The organism is Methanococcoides mangrovi, assembly GCF_052057775.1.
In the GTDB taxonomy this organism is placed as follows: domain Archaea; phylum Halobacteriota; class Methanosarcinia; order Methanosarcinales; family Methanosarcinaceae; genus Methanococcoides.
In genome coordinates this window covers 998,850-1,019,099 of record NZ_CP195121.1, presented here as the reverse complement: position 1 = coordinate 1,019,099, position 20,250 = coordinate 998,850, and the positions used below count along the sequence as shown (strand labels likewise).

Below are 20,250 nucleotides of genomic sequence, written 5' to 3'. Positions count from 1 at the left end.
AGAGGGAGAAACTAAAGAAATAGAAATAATGAACAGGAAGAATAGAACCTGTTCATTAAAAAAGTTATTAGTGTATCAAATACACAATTTACCTTTGTTGTAGTCAGCCAATAAATCTTTGAGATCTTCACCAGAAGTTTGCCAGGCATCACTATCTCCAGAGACATTATTGCCTACAGGACCATAGTTTTCCATCCAGGTATCTGAATCATTAATGAAATCAACTCCCACATAGTCCTTTGCACAAGTATAGGAGCTTGAATTTACTATGTAATTCAGTTTAGCTGCTACCAGTTGACCAAACATACTATAGGTTTTATCTTTTGGCATATAAACTGGAGGTCTCATGTTGCTTATTGCTTCTTCCTTTGTATAAGTGATACCACCAATGGTTATGAAATTAAAATCAATAGGCCAATTATCCGGTTTCTTCCAGTAACCCATTCCCTTAAGGCCCCCGATATCAGAAATACCCAGATAGTGACTGAGGTCTTCATCATAGACATATGAGTCCTCATACTGAGCAGTAACATTGGCAAGGTTCACATACTGACCTTCAACAACAGTACCGGATGCATTGTAGATCCATACCTCACCGGGTTCGAAGACGCCATTATAATCTAGATTAATTGTCTCACTATTAACGGAAGATCTATTATCAGATACAACAACAATTGTAAGATTCACATTTCCGGTATTCTCGACATAATAGACCCATTCAACATCAGAACCAACCTGAACAAACGGACCTGTTGGAGAATCTGCATCCTCACCTTCAGTATAGACCTCGATGTCGATTGATGCAACTAAATCAATCTCTAAAGGAGTCACATTGATATAATTGATCTTTAACTCAGAATCAGTACCATTGATGTTACTGGAGGTGAGATTGACGCTATAAAGACCTGTACTATTGTAAGTATGGAATGCAGTCTGAGTGAAGTAATCAGCAGTACCATCATTATCAACATCCCAGGACCATGATGTGGAATTACTTGACAGATCAGTGAACTCAACAGTAAGTGGAACAGGGCCTCCAGTGACATTGGCAATGAAATCGGCAACTGGAAGGACAGGATCAGCAGTAACTGGGGAGGACACAGAAGTCACATTGATATAATTGATCTTTAACTCAGAATCAGTACCATTGATGTTACTGGAGGTGAGATTGACGCTATAAAGACCTGTACTATTGTAAGTATGGAAAGCAGTCTGAGTGAAGTAATCAGCAGTACCATCATTATCAACATCCCAGGACCACGATGTGGAATTACTTGACAGATCAGTGAACTCAACAGTAAGTGGAACAGGGCCTCCAGTGACATTGGCAATGAAATCGGCAACTGGAAGGACAGGATCAGCAGTAACTGGAGAGGACACAGAAGTCACATTGATATAATTGATCTTTAACTCAGAATCAGTACCATTGATGTTACTGGAGGTGAGATTGACGCTATAAAGACCTGTACTATTGTAAGTATGGAAAGCAGTCTGAGTGAAGTAATCAGCAGTACCATCATTATCAACATCCCAGGACCACGATGTGGAATTACTTGACAGATCAGTGAACTCAACAGTAAGTGGAACAGGGCCTCCAGTGACATTGGCAATGAAATCAGCAACTGGAAGGACAGGATCAGCAGTAACTGGAGAAGTTGGCTCATCAATGCTTTTCTTGGACTTATGACTTCCACTCGATCTTTTGACAACAACATCCCCATCCTTGGAGATGACAAATGCATCTTCCCATTCAGAGTAGTTGCTTTCATGACGATCATCTGTTGGATCGGGAGCAAGCCCTGGTGAATTGGTTGAAATGCTTGTGAGACCACTCAATAGCAATGTGATCAAGAGTAAGATACCTAATGGTTTGACTATTGGATGCATACGGAACCGCCACTTTCTACAATATTGTATATTGAATGACATATAAAATGAAGATATATAAATATATCTATTGCAAAAGATATAATAATCATAATTATAATGATAGAGTTGTTATTTGTAATAAAAATAAGAAAGAAAAACAAAAAGAAGCAGCACGAAAAATTATTGTTGGAAAACAAGACAAATTAAATCAGAAACTAACAAAATATTTACAATGAGAAAGTAAGATGTGTAGAAGAACAAACACATCAAATTTCGTATATTTTGAAAGCTGAATCTTCTAGATGAATGAAATCCGGCAGGTGATTCATCATCAGAACATCTGAAGCTTCTTACCCATACCTTTCTCTTTTGCTGCATTGTAAACAAGAAGTGCCGTTGCAACATCCTGTATCGCAAGACCTGTGGAATCAAATATCGTAATATCTGATTCATTCAATCTTCCCGGTTCCAAACCTGCAATAACCTCTCCGATCTCACAACAGATATTATCGACAGTGATCAGACCCTCTGACAGAGGAACATTCACCTCACCTGAATGAGATGCCTGAGCCATATCGTCCACAACTACCCTGGACTGAAGCAATATGGAAGCTTCAAGTTCTTCCTTTCCGGCAGCATCAGCACCAATTGCATTAATGTGTGTACCCGGTTTGATCCACTTACTTTTCACAATTGGAGTCCTCACTGGAGTCACGGTAACAAGTATATCACAATCACATACCTCTTCAATTGAAGAACAAACCTCAATAGTGCAATCTGCTTTGCATTCCATCTCCTGCTTGAACTGCTCGGCACTTTCCTTATGCGCACTATACACCTTGACCTCCTCGAGATCGAAAACATTAGCAATGGCCACCAATTGTGTTCTTGCCTGATTGCCTGAACCTACCAGCCCCAGGATATGAGAATCCGGACGTGCAAGGTGTTTTGCCGCGATCCCCCCTGCTGCTCCGGTCCTGATATCCGTAAGGTAAGAAGCATCCATTACGGCCAGTGGAGCACCTGTTTCAGTTGAGTTCAGTACAAAGAGAGCCATGACAGTAGGAAGGCCTTTCTGGCGATTATCAGGATGTACATTCACGATCTTAACGCCTGCAACATCCTGCTCTTCAAGATATGCAGGCATGGTACGCAGGTCACCATTGTGAGCTTCAAAGTAAAGATAGGACTTCGGAGGCATCTGAACTTTCTTCCTGCCATGCTGTTCAAATGCTTTCTCAACAGCATCCATTGCATCAGATAGATTGAGCAACGACCTTACGTCGTTCTGGTTCAGCCATAGAACATCCAAGATTTATCACCCATTAACAGATGTCTAACAGAGCGTATAAACTTACTGGATTCCTTTAGATATTCAGATCATAATTTGCGATATATTGATGTACTGCAAACATAATTTAGTTATGATGAGAAAGATAGGGATTATAGTCACCGATCCTCAAGATCCGACAGCTATTGCCTTTGGTAAGGCCTGTTTGGACAACAATGTTGAGCATCAGATGATAGACCTTCGTGATGCCGAGGTCTCTATTGGAAAAAGACCAGAATGGAGTATTGGAAAATTTGATCCACTCCAATTCGATGCCATCATTGTGAGGGATGTTGGTGCCGGTGCATTTGAAGGCGTATCTTTTCGATTTGATATACTCAGACAGCTGGAAGAGGAAGGGGTCCTCATTATCAACTCGCCCTCTGCCATCCAGAATGCTGCCAATAAATATTACGCATCCTGCCTGCTTTCCAACAATGGGCTCCCCATACCAAAAACAAAGGTTGTCCAGGATACCGAAAGTGCAATTAAGGCACTTGAAGAAATGAATGATGCGGTCATTAAACCCGTTTTCGGATACAAGGGAATGGGAATTAGCCGGATTAAAAATGGAGTTATCGTGAACTCTGATGGAAAGAACAATAATGGTCCTGTTCCGGAACACATAGACGAACTTCTGGAACAGAGAGGAATGTTATACATACAGGAATTTATCAAGAATCCTGGACGGGATATCCGTGCATTTGTTGTTAACGGAAAGGTCATCGGTGCAATATACAGAACAGCTCCCGAAGGATCATGGATCAACAATCTGAGCCAGGGAGGGGATGCATCCAGGTGTCTTTTAACACCGGAACAGGAAAGGACCTGTGTGAATGCTGCCGGATCGATAGGTGCTTTCTTTGCAGGCGTGGACCTTGTCGAAAAAAAGGACAGTGATGATAAAAATGAAAGCTTTGTACTGGAGGTCAATGGTACGCCTTCAGTAGCAGGTATTTATAAAGCATGGGGAATTAATGCAGCAGAAGATATCATAAGAGAAGTTATTGAAGAAATATAACAGATAGCTCTTATTCATTGGGGACCTTTCAAATGGCAGAATATAAACAGTGTATAGTGATCAGGGATGACCTGAAGCTCTCAAAAGGAAAACTTGCTGTACAGGTAGCTCATGCTGCTGTTACAGCTGCGGAGTGGGCAGAACGTTCCGACCTCGAAAAGTGGAAAGAGGGAGGACAGAAGAAAGTGGTCTTAAGAGCAGAGAAACTCCAGGATCTCTTCGAGCTTAAAGAAAAAGCAAGACGTGAAGGTTTGGCTACAGCACTAATAACCGATGCAGGTCTTACAGAAATACCACCCGGTACGGTGACCGTACTTGGCATCGGGCCGGCAAAAGCAGAGAACATTGATAAGATCACGGGCCACCTGAAATTGCTATAAGTATTATGAGGCAAAGCAATGGAATGGGGTCGCTACCTTTTGATAACTATAATAACATTCCTGCTGGCTATCTCAATAACAGCTTTTGCTGTATCTGATATGGCCCCTGCCTCCCCGAATATACAAAAGCTGCCATTATACAGATATTTTACAGGTGACCCGGATCATTCAATAGATATCGAAGAACTGACAGTTCCAAAGGTCATATACGAAAAAGCCGATCACATAGAAGACAAGCCCCGCCCTACTTCGACACATGCTCCTGCATTGGGAATAGCTACATCATATCACTATACTAATTTCTATGAGAATAATCCTGCAACCATTGAGGTCTTTGTTGAGAACAGAGAGGAAAGACCGATCTTCATATATAAATATGGAATAAAACTTGACAATGGGAAATTCATGGCACAGGACACCGGGTATACAATCGATCCGGAAAAAAAGAAAAGTATTGGCTTTATCTGTCTTGATGTCCCTTCAGACGTTGATACCATGGACCTTAAGATCGGGTTTGGAGTAATGGTACAAACTGACTCAGGACAATGGTACGATTATGGAACACAGTTCCTTGAAGAGATCAGCATGGAGGTACTGCCCGCAACCAATTTGACAACGGCAAAATACCTGTCCAACGAAGAACCACTGTTCACCATCACAAATGAGAAAGTCGATCCAAGAAATGAGGATGTACGTGCACTTGCTGCTTCCGGTGCAATGGAATATCCCGGAGAATACAATATATATCAGGTCTGTTCACTGTTCGACCATTTGAAAAGCAACATCAAATACATGACCGATCCCAGGGGAGAAGATTACTGGGCCACACCTGATGAAACAATAAAAGTAAGTGCGGGAGACTGTGATGATTCTGCAATTCTGATATCGTCACTTATAGAAGCTATTGGAGGAAGCACCAGGATATATTTCACCGATACGCATGCTTTTACAACCGTATACATCGGCAAAGGTGAGGTTGCAAAAGAGAACATCGACGCAGTGAAAAAATACTATGGCTGTGTTCCTATCTACTATACTACTGATGAATACGGATCATGGCTGATACTGGACACAACATCCGGACTCTATGCAGGTGATCTCCCTGCAGGAGCAGTACCAACGGATGATTCCTGGATCTTTACAGATACTAGAACAGTTAATATAATAGATATTATTCCTGAATAACGGAGAAAAACATGTACAACGTTCCACCTGTAGAAGAACAGATAGGTATTGACCTTTATAGCACCAATACTCCGGGAATTGGAGGAGCCCTTCGCCGGGAGATTGAAGATTTCAGGGTCATTGAAATCACTAACCGGGAAGAGGGAGATAAAGGGAAATACACGATTGTCGAGCTTACCAAGCACAACTGGGAAGCACACCATCTGATAAGGGACATTTCACGCATACTTGGGATCAGCCAAAAGCGAATCGGTTTTGCAGGCACCAAGGACAAGAGGGCTGTTACGACGCAAAAGATCAGTTTTTATGATGTACCTGAGGAAAAGATCGAGAGCATAAAGCTCAAGGACGTTGAACTAAAGGTACTCGGCAGATCCAACAGGGACATAGGGCTTGGAGACCTTACCGGAAATGAGTTCATCATAACTGTAAGGGAGATCGATATAGGAAAGGATGAGCTGGAAAGCAGAATGAAGCAGACGACTGATTCTATTAAAGAACAGGGAGGAGTGCCAAATTTCTTCGGAATTCAGCGTTTCGGGGCATTGAGGCCGATCACACATGTGGTTGGAGAATCCATCGCCAGAGGAAACATAGAGAAAGCTGCCATTGATTACATTGCGGCTGCATATCCCGGCGAGCCTGAAGAGACAAAAGAAGTCCGTGAAATGGTCTTTAATACCAGGGATTATGTAGAAGGACTGAAGGCATATCCTTTGCAATTGAGGTATGAGCGAGCCATGATGCATCATCTGGTATCGAACCCCGTGGATTTTGCAGGAGCTTTTGAGACCTTGCCGATGAACATCCGAAAAATGTTCGTCCACGCATACCAGTCTTATATCTATAATACCATCATCTGCCAGAGAATAAAGAAAGAACTGCCTCTTAACCGTGCAGTGGTGGGAGACATTGTCTGTTTTAAGAATAAGGAAGGATTTCCTGACAGTTCCCGCATTGAGATCGTCACTGAAGATACCCTTGATGGGATGAACAATCTCATCAAAAGGAAAAGAGCATTTGTGACAGCACCGCTTTTTGGTTATGATACTCCGATCGCATCAGGGATACCGGGAGAGATCGAAAAGAGTGTGCTGGAAGAACTTGATGTACCTCTTGAAGGATTCAAAGTACCTTCAATGGACAAGATGGCTTCAAAGGGAATACGAAGGGAGATCCTTCTTGGAGTGGACCCTAATTATAGCATCAGTGAAGATGAACTGAACCCGGGGAAATTCAGTGTAACTCTTGACTTTAGTCTTCCTAAAGGGAGCTATGCTACAACCGTTCTCAGGGAGTACATGAAAGTCGAGCCATCAAGAATGAGCTGAGTGTATAAAAGTTGAGAACAGATTCGATGAAGGAGAAAAAGAAAAGCTTTTGAAAATTAGAACGGAAAATAAGAAAAGGACGATATCATATCAGTCCTTTCTTTCCTTACTTCTTTTAAGCATTGCATCCATGAACGCCTTGAAAGGCGGGGATGGCCTTCCGGGTCTTGATTTGAACTCCGGGTGGAACTGGGATGCAAAGTAGAAGTCGTTTTCAGGCACCTCTGCGATCTCCATCCTGTTCTTGTTCTTTCCGGAGAAGATCATGCCGCACTCTTCAATGCGATCGACATAATTAGGATTTACTTCATACCTGTGCCTGTGACGCTCGATGATAGTAGTTGCACCATAGATCTTTTCTGCAAGTGAACCTTCCTTTAAGGTTGCTTCATAATCACCAAGACGCATTGTTGCACCCATATCCACCACATTTTCCTGTTCAGGAAGCAGGTCTATAACAGGATATGGCGTGTCTTCGTCGAACTCGCTGCTGTTTGCACCTTCAAGCCCTACTACATTCCTTGAAAACTCGATCACAGCAAGCTGCATACCAAGGCAGAGTCCCAGGTATGGTATGTTGTTTTCCCTTGCAAATTTGATAGAGAGGATCTTGCCCTCAGTTCCACGTTCGCCAAAACCACCGGGAACGAGGATACCGTCAAAGCCGGCAAGTTCTTCCACACCTTCAGGATTGTCATCAAATTTCTCTGCATCGAACCACTTCACATCGAACTTGCAACCACATTCAATAGCTCCATGCTTGAGAGATTCGACAATACTTATGTAGGAATCTTCAAGGTGAGTATATTTCCCTACGATAGCAACCTTCACATGACCAGTTGGATTGTTCATCCTCTGGACCATCTCCTTCCACTTTGTATCTTCCACCGTTGGCTTAACTAGATCAAGTTTCTTCAGGAGATAGTCGCTGAGGCCTTCGTCCTCAAGCTGAAGCGGAACCTCATAGATATCAGCGGAATCGTGGGCACTTATGACAGCTTCCACAGGTACATCACAGAAAAGGGCGATCTTTGAACGGGTGTTTTCCATAAGTGGACTCTTACACCTTGCAATGATCACATGCGGAGTCAGACCCAGTTCCCTTAGTTCTTTTACGGAATGCTGTGTTGGCTTTGTTTTCTGGTCACCCTGAGAGTCCATAGGCACCAGTGTTACATGCAGTAATGCGATGTTCTCAGGAGACTCTTCCCTGTACATCTGTCTTACTGCCTCGAGGAATGGCATACTCTCGATATCACCAACAGTTCCACCTACTTCAATGAGACAGACATCTGCACCACTTTTTGCTGCCACCCTTCGTATGCGTTCCTTGATCTCATTGGTTATGTGAGGGATGATCTGTACGGTCTTACCAAGGTATTCTCCCCTGCGCTCCTTGTTGATCACAGACTGATAGACTTTTCCTGTAGTAAGATTGTGTTCCCTTGTAAGCTCTGTATCAAGGAAGCGTTCATAGTTACCAAGATCAAGATCCACCTCTCCACCGTCCTTCAGGACGTAGACCTCACCGTGTTGATAAGGACTCATGGTACCTGCATCAATATTGATGTAAGGATCGATCTTTATGGCTGTGACATTGTAGCCTTTGTCTTTGAGATTCCTGCCGACAGATGCTGTGGTGATCCCTTTCCCCAGACCACTCATAACTCCGCCGGTCGTGATGATATATTTCATGTGAATTCAACTGCCTCATTCATTTTTTAATATTGGAAGTTTTACTAACAGATAAGCAACTAAAGATGTGAACAATATTGTAAATGCCAATGACGTATAAAAGCCGATCTCAAATCCGATCTCCATATCAATACCCGATATTAAACGAATTGATATGTAGATCAGAACCAGAATTAAGATCACTGCTGAAAAGATCAGGATATTCCGATTATTCAATGTCTGAGTAAATGCTTCGCCAACAGAAGATAACATCGCAGAGATCTGCCTTCCTCTTTCGTGACTCTTCCTGCCGGTCATGACAGGAGCAGGGGATGACAATCTTTCATCTATATCTATCGGGACTGGGCCATCCTCCGGATCAGCCATCCCTATCTTTACAGTGAAACTTTCAGTTTTTGAACCGTAGCCTACTGTAACGAAGATCTTGCCTTTGTTAAGTAGGCGACCGTCAAAGGGGATACGCGCAATGACAGGTATATATTCCTCATGTGAAACGTAAGGGTTGTCTTCGAGGAATGTCAGGTTATCCTGAAGACCATCGCTTGCAGACAGGTGTACATGAGTTGGTGAACCGTAATTTATGATCACTATCTCAAAACTGTTCTCTCCACCGGGAGATAAGGGAATCTCCAATACATCGGATTCGAATTCAATGGAATTTACACCAAGACGATTAATATGTACCTGTTGCAAGTGTACTCAACCTCTTTAAAGATTATTCCCTCAGATCTGGTGGCAGCATGTTAGGAATGCCATCCTCAATAGGGAAATACTCATCACATTTTGAACAATAAAGTGTTCCTGAAATAATTTCCTTTTCATCTTCCTTAGAGATATTCAGAACAAGATCACCTTTGCACATAGGGCATGCCAGAATATCCATGAGATCTTTCTTCATTTACGATCACCAGACAAAAAAGTATTGCACATCATATCAAGGTTTTGGTTTTTTAAAGGAGCATAATACCTTCATTCAAATAGATTAATTTACAAGTTATTATCATTATAGGGTTATGTTCGATCTGCTTATAAGGGTGTTTGATTTTGCACTCCCTGTAATCGCTACCATATTTGTAGGTCTTTTCGGAACAGGTTTGCTCATTGAAATGGGATTTATGCAAAAGTTCTCAAGGTTCACAGAACCCCTTTTCAGGCATACCCACCTTCCGCAGGCCTGTGCATCTGCATTTCTGGTGTCCCTTGGCTCTACAGTAGCAGCGAACAGCATGATCGTAAAAATCAAGGATGAAGGCTGCCTTGATGATCGTGAGACCATGCTTTGTGCCATCCTTAACAGTACCCCTGCATATATCAGGGAGATACTGACCTATCAGATACCTATTGTCCTGCCTGCACTCGGCCCGGTAGTGGGTGGATTCTACGTAATGGTCTTCATACTCAGCGCCTTTGCCAAAGTATCTGTTGTGATAATACTGAGCAGGATATGGTTCAGAGAGCACACGTGCATCGTACCAAAAGCAGAGATCATGGAGCGACCCCATATAAAGGATGCCATGAGAAAAGCATTCAAAAAACAAAAACATCTCTTCACAAAGATCGCTATTATCTACCTGACAATGACAACACTGGTATTTGCGCTGAGGGAGAGGGGTGCTTTTGAGATCTTCAATGTTCTTCCTCTTGCAGAAATATTCGGGATACCACCTGAGAGCATTGTCCCGCTTACAACATATGTCGCCAGCCCTATTCTCGGAGTATCATTACTTGGCCCTATGATAAGCGATGGAGGGATCTCATCCCTGCAGGCTATGATAGTACTTATGCTCGGAAGCATGTTCATGTTGCCGCTGTTCACTGTCAGAGCGATAATTCCACGTTACGTATCTATTTTCGGACCAAAAGTCGGATTGAGGATCGTGGCCTTTTCAACAGGAATGAGTATGATCATCAGGTTCATACTCCTGATCATACTACTCTCCATAGCAAGAATGTGATCAGGAACTATCAACAGGAAATTATCGGAGAAGATAAAGGTCTGAAAAAATCGTCTGAAAAAATCAACTTTTTTGAACAAATGGTCTTCCTGAGAGTTGTACTTGCTGAAAATAATAATCCTTCAAAATGATCTGAGGAAGAACAGATAAATATCATCAGAAGTGAAAGTCAAAGTAAAAAAGAAGAAAAAAAGGTCAGTGAGACTGACCTTTAGTGATGTTCACCAAGCAGTTCATCCTTATTTTCATAGGCTTCACTGCTCTTTTCAAGGCATTTCATGCAGATCTTCTTTCTCTCAAGCTCATAGCCTTTTGAGAAGGATGGGATATTGATCTCCACATCCTGTACCTGTCCTTCTGCACCGCAAAGGTCACACTTACCGAATGAACCCGTTGCTTTGCTTTCAGTAGCCTCATCAAATGCCTTTTTAGCTTTCTCAAGACAAGAGCTGCAAAGTCCTTTCCATACTCCTTCAGGATAGGATTGCTCGAACTTTGGTGCAAATACCCTTACAGGACATACTGTTGGAATTGCTACTCCACAAAGGTCACAATCTGCCATTTTAAATTCCTCCCGGGATCAATACTTTTGCGGCTTCCATTGCCATGTTCACGAATGGTTCCGGCCAGAGACCGATTGCCAGTACACCTGCAACTGCTACAAGCAGTGCAACAACGTATGGAATTGGTTCAGAGACCCTCTCACCTTCTGCGGGCATAGCATACATGTACCTGACAACTCTTGCGTAGTAGTACAGTGAAAGTGCGCTGTTAAGGATAGCGATCACTGCAAGCCAGACAAGTCCTGATTCGATGGTTGATGAGAACAGGACGAACTTGCTCATGAAACCTGCTGTTGGTGGGATACCGGAAAGTGCCAGTACAAAGACTGTCAGGGAGAGTGCTGTAATTGGCATTCTCTTACCAAGACCCTTGAAGCTGTCAAGGTGATCAGCCTTCAGGATATCCTTGTTCTCTGATGTTGCCATGTAGACCACAGCAGCTGTTGCGATGAAAGCTCCTGCTTTCATGAAGCCGTGTGAGAGAGCGTAGAGGATACCACCGGTAAGTGCCATCGGTGTCATGACCACAAGTGCCATTGTGATGTATCCTGCCTGTGCAAGGGATGAGTAAGCGAGCATGCGCTTTACACTGGTCTGTGACAATGCCACGATGTTACCGTAGGTCATTGTTACCACTGCAAGGATAGCAAATGCCATCTGCCAGTCTGCCTGAAGGGCAATAAGGGCTGTGATGAAGACCTTGAAAGCTGCAACGAATCCCATCTTCTTGGAGCCGGCTGCCAGAAGCGCGGAGACCACGGAAGGTGAACCCTGATAGGTGTCAGGTGCCCACATGTGGAATGGCACAAGAGCGATCTTGAAACCAAAACCTGCGATGAGCAGTACAAGGGAAAGGATTCCCATTGGGCTGCTTGACAGGAGACCTATGTTCTGGGCAATTGCCTCAATGTTTGTGGTACCTGTTGTACCGTAAACGTATCCGATACCGAGCAACAGCAGAGCAGCAGAAAGTGAACCGATGATGAAGTACTTCATTGCTGCTTCTGAGGAAGCAGGGTTCTTCTTCTCGAAACCTGCAAGGCCGTATGTTGCAAGACTTGCAAGCTCGAATGCAACGAAGAGCACCATGAGGTCGTTTGCTGATGCCACCATCATCATACCGATGGTTGCGAAGAGTGAAAGAGCATAGAACTCATCAGTGTGGTCATTCCCATCAGTGTATTTGATCGCTGCGATGGACACAAGTGTCGCAACTGTCAGGAACACGAGCTTGAAGAACTGTGAAAGTGCATCAATGCTCAGTGAGTTCGAGAACATGACAGCTGTGGTCCCAAAGCTGTTCAGTGTGAACATCAGGGCAATGAGACAGCCAAGTGTTGCGATGTATCCGAGTATTTTCTTAGACTGGCCTGAAAGGAACAAACCTAACAGTACTATTGCAAGTCCTGTTACCAGGAGCGTTATTTCAGGTGCGAGTAACATAAGATCTACCATTTCTCACACCCCCATTACAGCCATAAGGCTGACGATCTTTTCTGAATTAGTTATCATCATATCCAGCACCGGACTTGGGTTCAGTCCAAAGTACAGTACGAGCAGGGCGATTACCCCCATGGACAGTGTCTGGTAGGACGAGATGTCCGCGATCTCACCGAGCTTCTCATTGAAAGTACCGAACATTGCCCTCTGCAATGCCCAGAGGTGATATGCCGCTGTGATCACGATTGCAAGCAGTGCGATGATCACATAGGTTGGCACATTAATGAAACTGAATGTCAGCACAAGGAACTCTGCAATGAAACCGGTAAGGCCAGGCAGACCAAGTGATGCCATGAAACCGAGCACCATGATGACTGCGAGCTTTGGCATCTTCTTTGCAAGACCTCCAAGGTCGTTGATGATCCTTGTACCTGTTGCATTCTGGATCACTCCACAGGACATGAACATAATGCTCATGATAAGTCCGTGTGAGAACTGCTGGAACATTGCACCGGATACTGAGAGGCTTACAAGACCTGCACAGCCGAGGGTAACGTATCCCATGTGACTGATACTGGAGTATGCGATCATTCTCTTGAGGTCCTTCTGTGCAAGCGCAAGGAATGCACCGTAGAGGATGCTCACTGCACCAAGAGCTCCCATGATGGTGATCATGAGGCTTGGGGTTGCTGTGAATGGCAACATTGGAAGCATTACCCTAAAGAGACCATATCCACCGATCTTAAGCAGGATGAAAAGTACACTGCCTGCTGTAGGTGCTTCGGAATATGCATCCGGCAACCAGGAGTGGAATGGTACTACAGGGAGCTTAACAATGAATCCAAAGAGCAATGCAAGGAATATTGCATCCCTGAGAACGCCTGATTCAAAGAACTGGAACTGGCCGATCATATGTGCCATGTCCATGTTCGGGGAACCTGTGATAGACCATGCGTTGAAGTAAAGTCCAAAGATACCCAGAAGCATCACAAGAGATGCGACGTGAGTGTAGATGAAGAACTTGATAGCTGCATGCTTCTTGTTGGAACCGCCCCAGATGTTTACCATGAAGAACAATGGTACGAGGGTAAGCTCCCAGAAGATATAGAATATGAAGAAGTCAAGTGCTACGAATACACCAATGACTGCTCCCTGCATTGCAAGTATCAGGCCATAGAACCTGTTAGGTGCGGACCTGACGTCATCCCATGTATAGATGATCAACAGTGGGATAACAATAGCGTTGAGCAGTATAAGAGGCATGGAAACGCCATCAACACCAAGGTGATAGCTGATACCAAGTGATGGGATCCAGTTTGCCATTTCCTCGAACTGCATGGCTGCTGTCGTACTGTCGAATGAGAAGTACATGTAGAGTGTCAGGACCAGTGTGATCAGAGTACCCACTAAAGCGGATATCCTTGCCTGTTCCCTTGTTTTTGTAAAGAAAGTTACTGCTCCGAACAAGATTGGGATCAGAACTATCAAAGATAATATTGGTAACATTAGAAGACCTCCATGACCAGCTTGATCAGAATGACCAGCAGGCCTACACCTGCAACTACTGCTGCTGCATAGTGCTGTATGACTCCAGTCTGGAATTTCCTAAGGGAGTCTCCTGCTTCAATAAGCACGTAACTTGTACCGTTGACAAGCCAGTCCAGCATCTTGTCTGAATAGAAACCTGCGAGTGCAAGGCCCTCGTAGATGATCTTTACAGAGAAGAACTCAACAAAGATCTGATGCTGATAATACCTGTTGTAGAGCAACTTGTAGACAGGGTTGTTCCTTGAAACGATCCTGCTCATGTCAACTACCCTCCTGTTGTAGATCAGGAAAGCAATAACAAGACCTGCAACTGCCACGATCAGTGGCATCCAGAGGACAAGAAGTGGTTCGTGTCCGTGGTGTGCAAGGTGGTATCCACCAAGCTCAGCAAGTGCTTCAATATCCATGTGTACAAAGGTCTCTTCGATGAAGTGATAAAAGGATGTCCTTGTCAATGCACCGAAGACCACTGCGAACACTGCGAGGATCGCAAGAGGGATTGTCATGGATGAAGGGGACTCGTGTCCACCGTAATCTGTCCTTGCCTCTCCTGTAAAGGTCATGAAGATCAGCCTGAAGATATACAGGGATGTAAGGAAAGCTGCTGCGATAGCAAACAGGTATGGCATCCAGCTACCGGTTTCTGTTGCATACAGGTATGCAGACTCGATTATTGGGTCCTTACTCATGAAACCACTGAATCCGAGGCCTGTACCAGGGATACCGAAACCTGCAAGCGCAAGTGCTGCAGCCGTCATTGTAGCGAAAGTGATAGGCATGACCTTGCCTACGCCACCAAGCTGTCTCATATCATGTGTACCTACAGCGTGGATGACACTTCCTGCACAGAGGAAGAGCAGTGCCTTGAAGAATGCATGGTTGATGAGGTGGAACATTGAAATTCCAACAGCTTCTGCACCAACTACTGCACCAAGACCAAGACCAAGGACCATGTATCCAAGCTGACTGACAGTTGAATAAGCAAGTACTCTCTTAAGATCGTTCATTACGATACCCATTGTTGCTGCGAACAGTGCAGTGAAAGCACCAACGATAGCAACGACAATCAATGAATCAGGTGCTGCAAGGAACATTGGGAAGGTACGTGCTACGAGATAGACACCGGCTGTAACCATTGTTGCTGCGTGGATGAGAGCTGAAACGGTAGTTGGACCTTCCATTGCATCAGGAAGCCACACATGAAGCGGGAACTGACCGGACTTACCAACCGCACCACCGAAGAACAACAGCGTTACAAGTGTCAGATGGCTTACTTCCATACCCAGTATTGTTGAATTAATAGCAACAAGTTCCGGGATCAAATGGAACATTTCACTGAACTGGAGGACGTATACGCCTTCCGGAAGTACTCCATTGTATATTGTATATATGTCAGAGAAGAGCAGGACAATACCTGCAAGGAACATGACGTCACCAATTCTGGTAGTCAGGAATGCCTTCTTAGCTGCTGCAGCTGCTCCTGGCTTGTGGAACCAGAAACCGATAAGCAGGTATGAACAAAGACCCACAAGCTCCCAGCAAACGAAAAGCTGAAGGATGTTGTCTGAAAGGATCACACCAAGCATAGCTGCTGTGAAGAGAGCGGTCTCTGCGAAGTACCTTGACTTAGCAGGGTCGTGTGACATGTAACCCACAGCATAGATGTGGATAAGCAGACTCACAAATGTGACCATTGAAAGCATTACCGCTGCAAGCGGGTCGATCAGTATTCCAAGATTGAGTATTGCGAACCAGTGAACAGACTGAGTTACTACATGCTCAGGGTTCTGCAAAAGACCCATGGTGATAGCCACTGATATTATACATGAAATGGCTATTGCCACGATCGGAATAATTGCACCGCCGGATGGCAGTTTCTTCCCGAGGAAGAACGTAAGCACAAAAGCAAGTGCAGGAAGCAGTGGTATTAAAAATGCAAGATTTTCCATTGCCATTCTTACCACCTCAATAAGTTAAGTTTGTCAACGTTGATCATATCGCGCATCCTGTAAATTGACATGAGAATCGCAAATCCGATTGCTGCCTCTGCTGCAGCCAGTGCAATAGAGAACAGTGCGAATACCTGTCCTGTCATGTCATTGTTGTAACTTGAGAAGGCGACCAGGTTTATGTTTGCGGAGTTTAACATAAGTTCCACACACATAAGCATCCTGATACCGTTCTTATGTGACATCAAACCATAGAGACCTATGGAGAACACGATAGCTGAAAGACCAAGATACCAGTTTAACGGGATCATCAGTTATCATCTCCTTTTGCCAGATAGATGGCACCCATCAGTGAGGAAAGTAACACTATTGAAAGGATCTCGAACGGGACCACAAAGTCTGTAAAGATAAGGGTACCCAATCCCTTGATGTTACTCTGGTCAGCGACGTTCTGTGGAAGCTGTTCAAGAGCAGGCCATCCTGTACCATAAAGTGAAACCAGTACTACTGCAAGGAAAAGACCTGCAATGATAAGTCTGGTCATTGTCCTGAGAATTGTCTCGATTGAAGGAGCTTTCAGGTCCAACAGTTTTGAGATCTGCCTCTTTGGATTGAACTGATGGACAAATGATTTCCATATAGTTGGACGTTCACTCATTATCATCACTTCCCATATTCTTCTTGGTCAGCATAACTGCGAAGAGTATCAGAACTCCGATCGCTCCAACGTACACAAGGATCTGGACAATACCCAGGAACTGTGCGTTGAGCATGATATACACGGCAGCCACTGTGAACATAGCAAGAACGAGCGCAAGTGCTGCACGTACTATGTCTCTTGACACTACTGTCAGGATCGCAAATGAGATCAGCACAAGAGCGACAATAGCGAAGATGGCACCTTCGATTATACCTGTCATTTCACTCACCATTCTCCCCTACCGGAACTTCACGTGCCAGCATGTCCGGAGTATACAATAATTCCTCATGGGTCCACCTGATCACACCTGTGGTGTAGACCTTTGTGCTTGAAAGAGCACCCTGTGGACATTGATCGATACAAAGGCCGCAGAACAGACAGTGACCGATATCGATGGCAGGGAACCATCTTGTCTTATCACTGCCAGGACCAATCCTTGCCCTTACGATCTTTATCGCACTGTTAGGGCAGGTGTTGGCACAAATACCACAGCCTATACATTTACTTTTATCAAGTTTTTGAAGCCCTCTGAACCTGTCAGGCAACTCGGTGGGAACCTCAGGATACCTTCTGGTAATAGGGGGCTTGTAGATGTTTTTAACAGCTCTAGCAATATTTTTCAATACCATGGTATCACGCACCCATATAAATACCCAATATTATTGCCCATCCAAGGTTCAATAATGATAATGGGAGAAGCCTCTTCCAGCTAAGGTCTACAACCTGGTCGATCCTGAACCTTGGTACTGCCCATCTAAGCATGATGATGGTCAGGATAACAAGAGCAACCTTCAACAGGAAGTATATTGTTGGAAGGAAGATCCCCAGTATAGTGATGTTGGTCAGGAATGCAGGTAAGTTCCATCCTCCGAGGAACAACAATACAACAAGCATTGAACCAAGAATAAGGTGGATGTATTCAGCAAAGAAACCAAGACCGAACCTCATACCGGTATATTCAGTGATCCAACCTGCTACAAGTTCTTCTTCAGACTCGTTCTGGTCGAACGGGAGACGACCCATATCGGCCATCAGTGCAATGAAGAAAACGATGAATCCAAGAGGCTGGAGGAACACGAACCAGATCGGGCTCTGTGCCTGTGCGATCTCGATAATGTCCAGTGAACCTACCATGATAGCTACACTTACCACAGTGATACCAAGTGGCACCTCGTATCCGATCATCCTTGCAAAGTTCCTGAAAGCACCCAGAAGGGAGTACTTGTTGTTAGAACTGTATGCATACATGAAAGCACCGATGATAGAAACGGAAGACACTGCTTCAATGTAAAGTACGCTGATGTCCATCTGTGTACCTACTATGGGGTACTCGACACCATTTACGATAATAGCACCGAATGGGATGGCGACCAGCATCATGAAGACTGAACCCATGAGGACGATAGGTGCTGAAACGAAAAGCAACCTGTCAGCTTTTGATGGGATAAGATCTTCTTTGGTCATCAGTTTGATAGCATCAGCGAAAAGCTGGAACTAACCGGAAGGACCTACGTATTTAGGACCAAGCCTGAACTGGATATCACCAGAAAGTTTACGCTCGAACCATACAACGGTCATAGCTCCCATAAAGACGACACCAATCAGGCAAAGACCGATCAGAGTGCGAACCCATGGGTTGATAATAAGATCTACTATTTCTCCTGACATCATTATCACCTGTCTGCCTCACTGGTACAACCGTCCATACTACCTGCAATAGCTGCCACATCAGCAACAGTGGTTCCTTTGATAAGTGGAGGTAATGCCTGCATGGTTGGATAAACAGGTCCCCTTATCTTTACACGGTGTGGTTTATCAGAGCCATCTGAAACTACATAGAAGCCCATTTCTCCACGTGGATCCTCTACCCTGTGGAACACATCGCCTTCAGGAACCCTCATTACAGGACTCCTCTTGCCGTATGGGGAATCTTCATAGAAGAGTGGTCCGCCTGGCATCTGGTCAAGGCACTGCTCGATGATGTGCATTGCTTCTTCCATCTCTGCAAGCCTTACATTGATACGTGCTGCAATGTCACCTTCTGTAGCTGTGCACACCTTGAAATCAAGGTCCTTGTAAACGAGATAAGGTTCATCTTTCCTGATATCGAATGCAACACCTGTTGCACGAAGAGCAGGTCCGGATACACCCAGATCCCTTGCTATCTTTGCCTCAAGGACACCAACACCGAAACAGCGCTGTTTGTAGATCTCATCGTCGTTGAACAGCTTTCTGTAATCAGCAATCTGGTTCCTGAGACTTGCGAAGACGACTGCGGATTTTTCCTTGAATCCTTCAGGAATATCGTCACGTACACCACCGTATCTGAGGAAAGTGTGTGTGATACGTGCACCGGTTATCATGTCCATCAAAGACAGGATATCTTCCCTTTCCTTGATAGTGTACATGAACATTGATACGAAACCAATGAACTCACCGAACTCACCCATACCAAGCAGGTGGCTCTGAAGCCTTGAGAGTTCCTCGACGATGACCCTTATGTACTGGGACCTCTCCGGGACCTCGATATCTGCAAGTTTCTCCACAGCACCAACAAATGCCTCTTCGTTGGTCATTGCTGTGAGGTAGCAAATCCTATCGACGATAGGAATACCCTGGAGATACGTCTTGCTCTCCATAATCTTTTCAATACCCTTGTGAATGAATCCTAACTCAACCTCAGCATCGACAACGGTTTCGCCTCTGAGCCTCAGGTTCAACCTGAAAGGTCCTGGCTGCATCGGGTGCTGTGGTCCGAGGTGGACTATCATTTCTGATGGGCCTACATTTTCATCCATATTTCAACCTCACACCAAGTTTCGGGCAGTCCTGTTCGGGAAGCCTTCATAATCTTTTCTCAAAGGCCAATCCCCTAACAGCTCCTCTGGAAGAACAAGCTGTCTGAGGTCCGGGTGGTTGTTGAACTTAACACCGAACAGTTCGTAAACTTCTCTTTCATACCAGTTTGCATTCCAGTAGACAGGAACGATGGACTCGATCTCCGGAGCATCCCTTGGAAGGTTCACCTTAATGGTGAGCAATACAGGATGATCGTATGAAGCTATGTGATAAACGACCATGATCTCATTCTTCTTAGGATAGTCTACTGCAGTCTCATTTGAAAGATGGTCAAATGCAAGTTCATCTTTCAGGTACTGGCAAACATCTTTGATCTTTTCAGGTTCCAGGTAAGCAGAGACCCTTATGTCGGAATCTACTTTTGCATCCGTAAGAGAATCCTGGAACTTGTTGACCAATGAATCAATAATGCTTTTTGCATCCAT

20 protein-coding genes and 1 pseudogene are annotated in these 20,250 nt (G+C 44.4%); 5 read left to right on the top strand and 16 right to left on the bottom strand.

Features of this window, described 5'->3' with window-relative positions:
* Window positions 1–75: 75 nt before the first annotated feature.
* Together ACR3I3_RS05210 and ala are read right to left on the bottom strand one after the other, a co-directional pair.
* Window positions 76–1,887, bottom strand: coding sequence for a PKD domain-containing protein (locus ACR3I3_RS05210; protein ID WP_440953497.1), 1,812 nt, complete (start codon window positions 1,885–1,887; stop codon window positions 76–78).
* Between the two features lie 313 nt (window positions 1,888–2,200).
* Entirely contained in the window at window positions 2,201–3,181 is a 981-nt protein-coding gene (gene ala / locus ACR3I3_RS05205) for an alanine dehydrogenase (protein ID WP_440953496.1), read from the bottom strand.
* A gap of 112 nt (window positions 3,182–3,293) precedes the next feature.
* On the opposite strand from ala, the gene mptN reads away from it, so the two are divergent.
* Genes mptN through truD form a run of 4 tightly spaced genes read left to right on the top strand, consistent with a single transcriptional unit; the run spans window position 3,294 to window position 7,116 of the window.
* The gene (mptN, locus tag ACR3I3_RS05200; RefSeq protein ID WP_440953495.1) at window positions 3,294–4,220 is read left to right on the top strand and encodes a tetrahydromethanopterin:alpha-L-glutamate ligase; all 927 of its coding nucleotides are present in this window, start codon (window positions 3,294–3,296) and stop codon (window positions 4,218–4,220) included.
* 32 nt (window positions 4,221–4,252) lie between these two features.
* A complete protein-coding gene (pth2, locus tag ACR3I3_RS05195; RefSeq protein WP_440953494.1) occupies window positions 4,253–4,600 on the top strand; it encodes a peptidyl-tRNA hydrolase Pth2 in 348 nt (115 codons plus the stop codon).
* Window positions 4,601–4,618: 18 nt separating this feature from the next.
* Window positions 4,619–5,785 carry a transglutaminase domain-containing protein gene (locus ACR3I3_RS05190; protein ID WP_440953493.1) on the top strand — a complete coding sequence of 389 codons (1,167 nt, stop codon included), beginning with the start codon at window positions 4,619–4,621 and terminating at the stop codon, window positions 5,783–5,785.
* Window positions 5,786–5,796: 11 nt separating this feature from the next.
* Window positions 5,797–7,116, top strand: a complete 1,320-nt coding sequence (gene truD, locus ACR3I3_RS05185; RefSeq protein ID WP_440953492.1) for a tRNA pseudouridine(13) synthase TruD — start codon at window positions 5,797–5,799, stop codon at window positions 7,114–7,116.
* 90 nt (window positions 7,117–7,206) lie between these two features.
* On the opposite strand, the gene pyrG is transcribed toward truD, so the two are convergent.
* From pyrG to ACR3I3_RS05170, 3 genes are read right to left on the bottom strand one after another with little or no spacing between them, the layout of a single operon-like run.
* Complete coding sequence (gene pyrG, locus ACR3I3_RS05180; RefSeq protein ID WP_440953491.1) at window positions 7,207–8,811, bottom strand: glutamine hydrolyzing CTP synthase; 1,605 nt, start codon at window positions 8,809–8,811, stop codon at window positions 7,207–7,209.
* A gap of 15 nt (window positions 8,812–8,826) precedes the next feature.
* On the bottom strand, window positions 8,827–9,504 hold the full coding sequence (locus ACR3I3_RS05175; RefSeq protein WP_440953490.1) for a DUF7524 family protein: 678 nt from the start codon (window positions 9,502–9,504) through the stop codon (window positions 8,827–8,829).
* Between the two features lie 22 nt (window positions 9,505–9,526).
* Complete coding sequence (locus ACR3I3_RS05170; protein ID WP_440953489.1) at window positions 9,527–9,709, bottom strand: methytransferase partner Trm112; 183 nt, start codon at window positions 9,707–9,709, stop codon at window positions 9,527–9,529.
* A 115-nt stretch (window positions 9,710–9,824) separates the two neighbouring features.
* On the opposite strand from ACR3I3_RS05170, the gene ACR3I3_RS05165 reads away from it, so the two are divergent.
* Window positions 9,825–10,766 carry a nucleoside recognition domain-containing protein gene (locus tag ACR3I3_RS05165; protein WP_440953488.1) on the top strand — a complete coding sequence of 314 codons (942 nt, stop codon included), beginning with the start codon at window positions 9,825–9,827 and terminating at the stop codon, window positions 10,764–10,766.
* 211 nt (window positions 10,767–10,977) lie between these two features.
* Here the strand turns inward: ACR3I3_RS05165 and ACR3I3_RS05160 are convergent, their stop codons facing one another.
* The 11 genes and pseudogenes from ACR3I3_RS05160 to fpoC all read right to left on the bottom strand — a co-directional run bounded on the left by ACR3I3_RS05160 (window position 10,978) and on the right by fpoC (window position 20,250).
* Window positions 10,978–11,328 carry a F420H2 dehydrogenase subunit FpoO gene (locus ACR3I3_RS05160; RefSeq protein WP_440953487.1) on the bottom strand — a complete coding sequence of 117 codons (351 nt, stop codon included), beginning with the start codon at window positions 11,326–11,328 and terminating at the stop codon, window positions 10,978–10,980.
* 1 nt (window position 11,329) lies between these two features.
* Entirely contained in the window at window positions 11,330–12,784 is a 1,455-nt protein-coding gene (gene fpoN, locus ACR3I3_RS05155; RefSeq protein ID WP_440953486.1) for a F(420)H(2) dehydrogenase subunit N, read from the bottom strand.
* Between the two features lie 3 nt (window positions 12,785–12,787).
* Complete coding sequence (gene fpoM, locus ACR3I3_RS05150) at window positions 12,788–14,275, bottom strand: F(420)H(2) dehydrogenase subunit M (protein WP_440953485.1); 1,488 nt, start codon at window positions 14,273–14,275, stop codon at window positions 12,788–12,790.
* On the bottom strand, window positions 14,275–16,272 hold the full coding sequence (gene fpoL, locus ACR3I3_RS05145) for a F420H2 dehydrogenase subunit FpoL (protein ID WP_440953484.1): 1,998 nt from the start codon (window positions 16,270–16,272) through the stop codon (window positions 14,275–14,277). Before fpoL ends, fpoM begins: the two co-directional genes overlap by 1 nt.
* Before the next feature lie 2 nt (window positions 16,273–16,274).
* Window positions 16,275–16,577, bottom strand: a complete 303-nt coding sequence (gene fpoK / locus ACR3I3_RS05140; RefSeq protein ID WP_440953483.1) for a F420H2 dehydrogenase subunit FpoK — start codon at window positions 16,575–16,577, stop codon at window positions 16,275–16,277.
* Window positions 16,577–16,924 (bottom strand): F420H2 dehydrogenase subunit FpoJ, encoded by a 348-nt coding sequence (fpoJ, locus tag ACR3I3_RS05135; protein ID WP_440953482.1) that lies wholly within the window; start codon window positions 16,922–16,924, stop codon window positions 16,577–16,579. The genes fpoK and fpoJ overlap by 1 nt, the downstream gene beginning before the upstream one ends.
* Window positions 16,917–17,186, bottom strand: a complete 270-nt coding sequence (locus ACR3I3_RS05130; RefSeq protein ID WP_440953481.1) for an NADH-quinone oxidoreductase subunit J — start codon at window positions 17,184–17,186, stop codon at window positions 16,917–16,919. Before ACR3I3_RS05130 ends, fpoJ begins: the two co-directional genes overlap by 8 nt.
* Window position 17,187: 1 nt before the next feature.
* A complete protein-coding gene (gene fpoI / locus ACR3I3_RS05125; RefSeq protein ID WP_440953480.1) occupies window positions 17,188–17,595 on the bottom strand; it encodes a F420H2 dehydrogenase subunit FpoI in 408 nt (135 codons plus the stop codon).
* 4 nt (window positions 17,596–17,599) lie between these two features.
* Window positions 17,600–18,634: pseudogene (fpoH, locus tag ACR3I3_RS05120) on the bottom strand (F420H2 dehydrogenase subunit FpoH).
* A gap of 5 nt (window positions 18,635–18,639) precedes the next feature.
* Window positions 18,640–19,764, bottom strand: a complete 1,125-nt coding sequence (gene fpoD, locus ACR3I3_RS05115) for a F420H2 dehydrogenase subunit FpoD (RefSeq protein WP_440953479.1) — start codon at window positions 19,762–19,764, stop codon at window positions 18,640–18,642.
* A gap of 9 nt (window positions 19,765–19,773) precedes the next feature.
* Complete coding sequence (gene fpoC, locus ACR3I3_RS05110; RefSeq protein ID WP_440953478.1) at window positions 19,774–20,250, bottom strand: F420H2 dehydrogenase subunit FpoC; 477 nt, start codon at window positions 20,248–20,250, stop codon at window positions 19,774–19,776.

Excerpts from the sequence above, each read along its gene's own strand:
- ACR3I3_RS05210 (WP_440953497.1), bottom strand. The coding sequence starts at position 1,887 with ATGCATCCAATAGTCAAACCATTAGGTATCTTACTCTTGATCACATTG.
- mptN (WP_440953495.1), top strand. The coding sequence starts at position 3,294 with ATGATGAGAAAGATAGGGATTATAGTCACCGATCCTCAAGATCCGACA.
- pth2 (WP_440953494.1), top strand. The coding sequence starts at position 4,253 with ATGGCAGAATATAAACAGTGTATAGTGATCAGGGATGACCTGAAGCTC.
- ACR3I3_RS05190 (WP_440953493.1), top strand. The coding sequence starts at position 4,619 with ATGGAATGGGGTCGCTACCTTTTGATAACTATAATAACATTCCTGCTG.
- truD (WP_440953492.1), top strand. The coding sequence starts at position 5,797 with ATGTACAACGTTCCACCTGTAGAAGAACAGATAGGTATTGACCTTTAT.
- pyrG (WP_440953491.1), bottom strand. The coding sequence starts at position 8,811 with ATGAAATATATCATCACGACCGGCGGAGTTATGAGTGGTCTGGGGAAA.
- ACR3I3_RS05170 (WP_440953489.1), bottom strand. The coding sequence starts at position 9,709 with ATGAAGAAAGATCTCATGGATATTCTGGCATGCCCTATGTGCAAAGGT.
- ACR3I3_RS05165 (WP_440953488.1), top strand. The coding sequence starts at position 9,825 with ATGTTCGATCTGCTTATAAGGGTGTTTGATTTTGCACTCCCTGTAATC.
- ACR3I3_RS05160 (WP_440953487.1), bottom strand. The coding sequence starts at position 11,328 with ATGGCAGATTGTGACCTTTGTGGAGTAGCAATTCCAACAGTATGTCCT.
- fpoN (WP_440953486.1), bottom strand. The coding sequence starts at position 12,784 with ATGGTAGATCTTATGTTACTCGCACCTGAAATAACGCTCCTGGTAACA.
- fpoM (WP_440953485.1), bottom strand. The coding sequence starts at position 14,275 with ATGTTACCAATATTATCTTTGATAGTTCTGATCCCAATCTTGTTCGGA.
- fpoL (WP_440953484.1), bottom strand. The coding sequence starts at position 16,272 with ATGGCAATGGAAAATCTTGCATTTTTAATACCACTGCTTCCTGCACTT.
- fpoK (WP_440953483.1), bottom strand. The coding sequence starts at position 16,577 with ATGATCCCGTTAAACTGGTATCTTGGTCTTTCAGCTATCGTGTTCTCC.
- fpoJ (WP_440953482.1), bottom strand. The coding sequence starts at position 16,924 with ATGAGTGAACGTCCAACTATATGGAAATCATTTGTCCATCAGTTCAAT.
- ACR3I3_RS05130 (WP_440953481.1), bottom strand. The coding sequence starts at position 17,186 with ATGACAGGTATAATCGAAGGTGCCATCTTCGCTATTGTCGCTCTTGTG.
- fpoI (WP_440953480.1), bottom strand. The coding sequence starts at position 17,595 with ATGGTATTGAAAAATATTGCTAGAGCTGTTAAAAACATCTACAAGCCC.
- fpoD (WP_440953479.1), bottom strand. The coding sequence starts at position 19,764 with ATGGATGAAAATGTAGGCCCATCAGAAATGATAGTCCACCTCGGACCA.
- fpoC (WP_440953478.1), bottom strand. The coding sequence starts at position 20,250 with ATGGATGCAAAAAGCATTATTGATTCATTGGTCAACAAGTTCCAGGAT.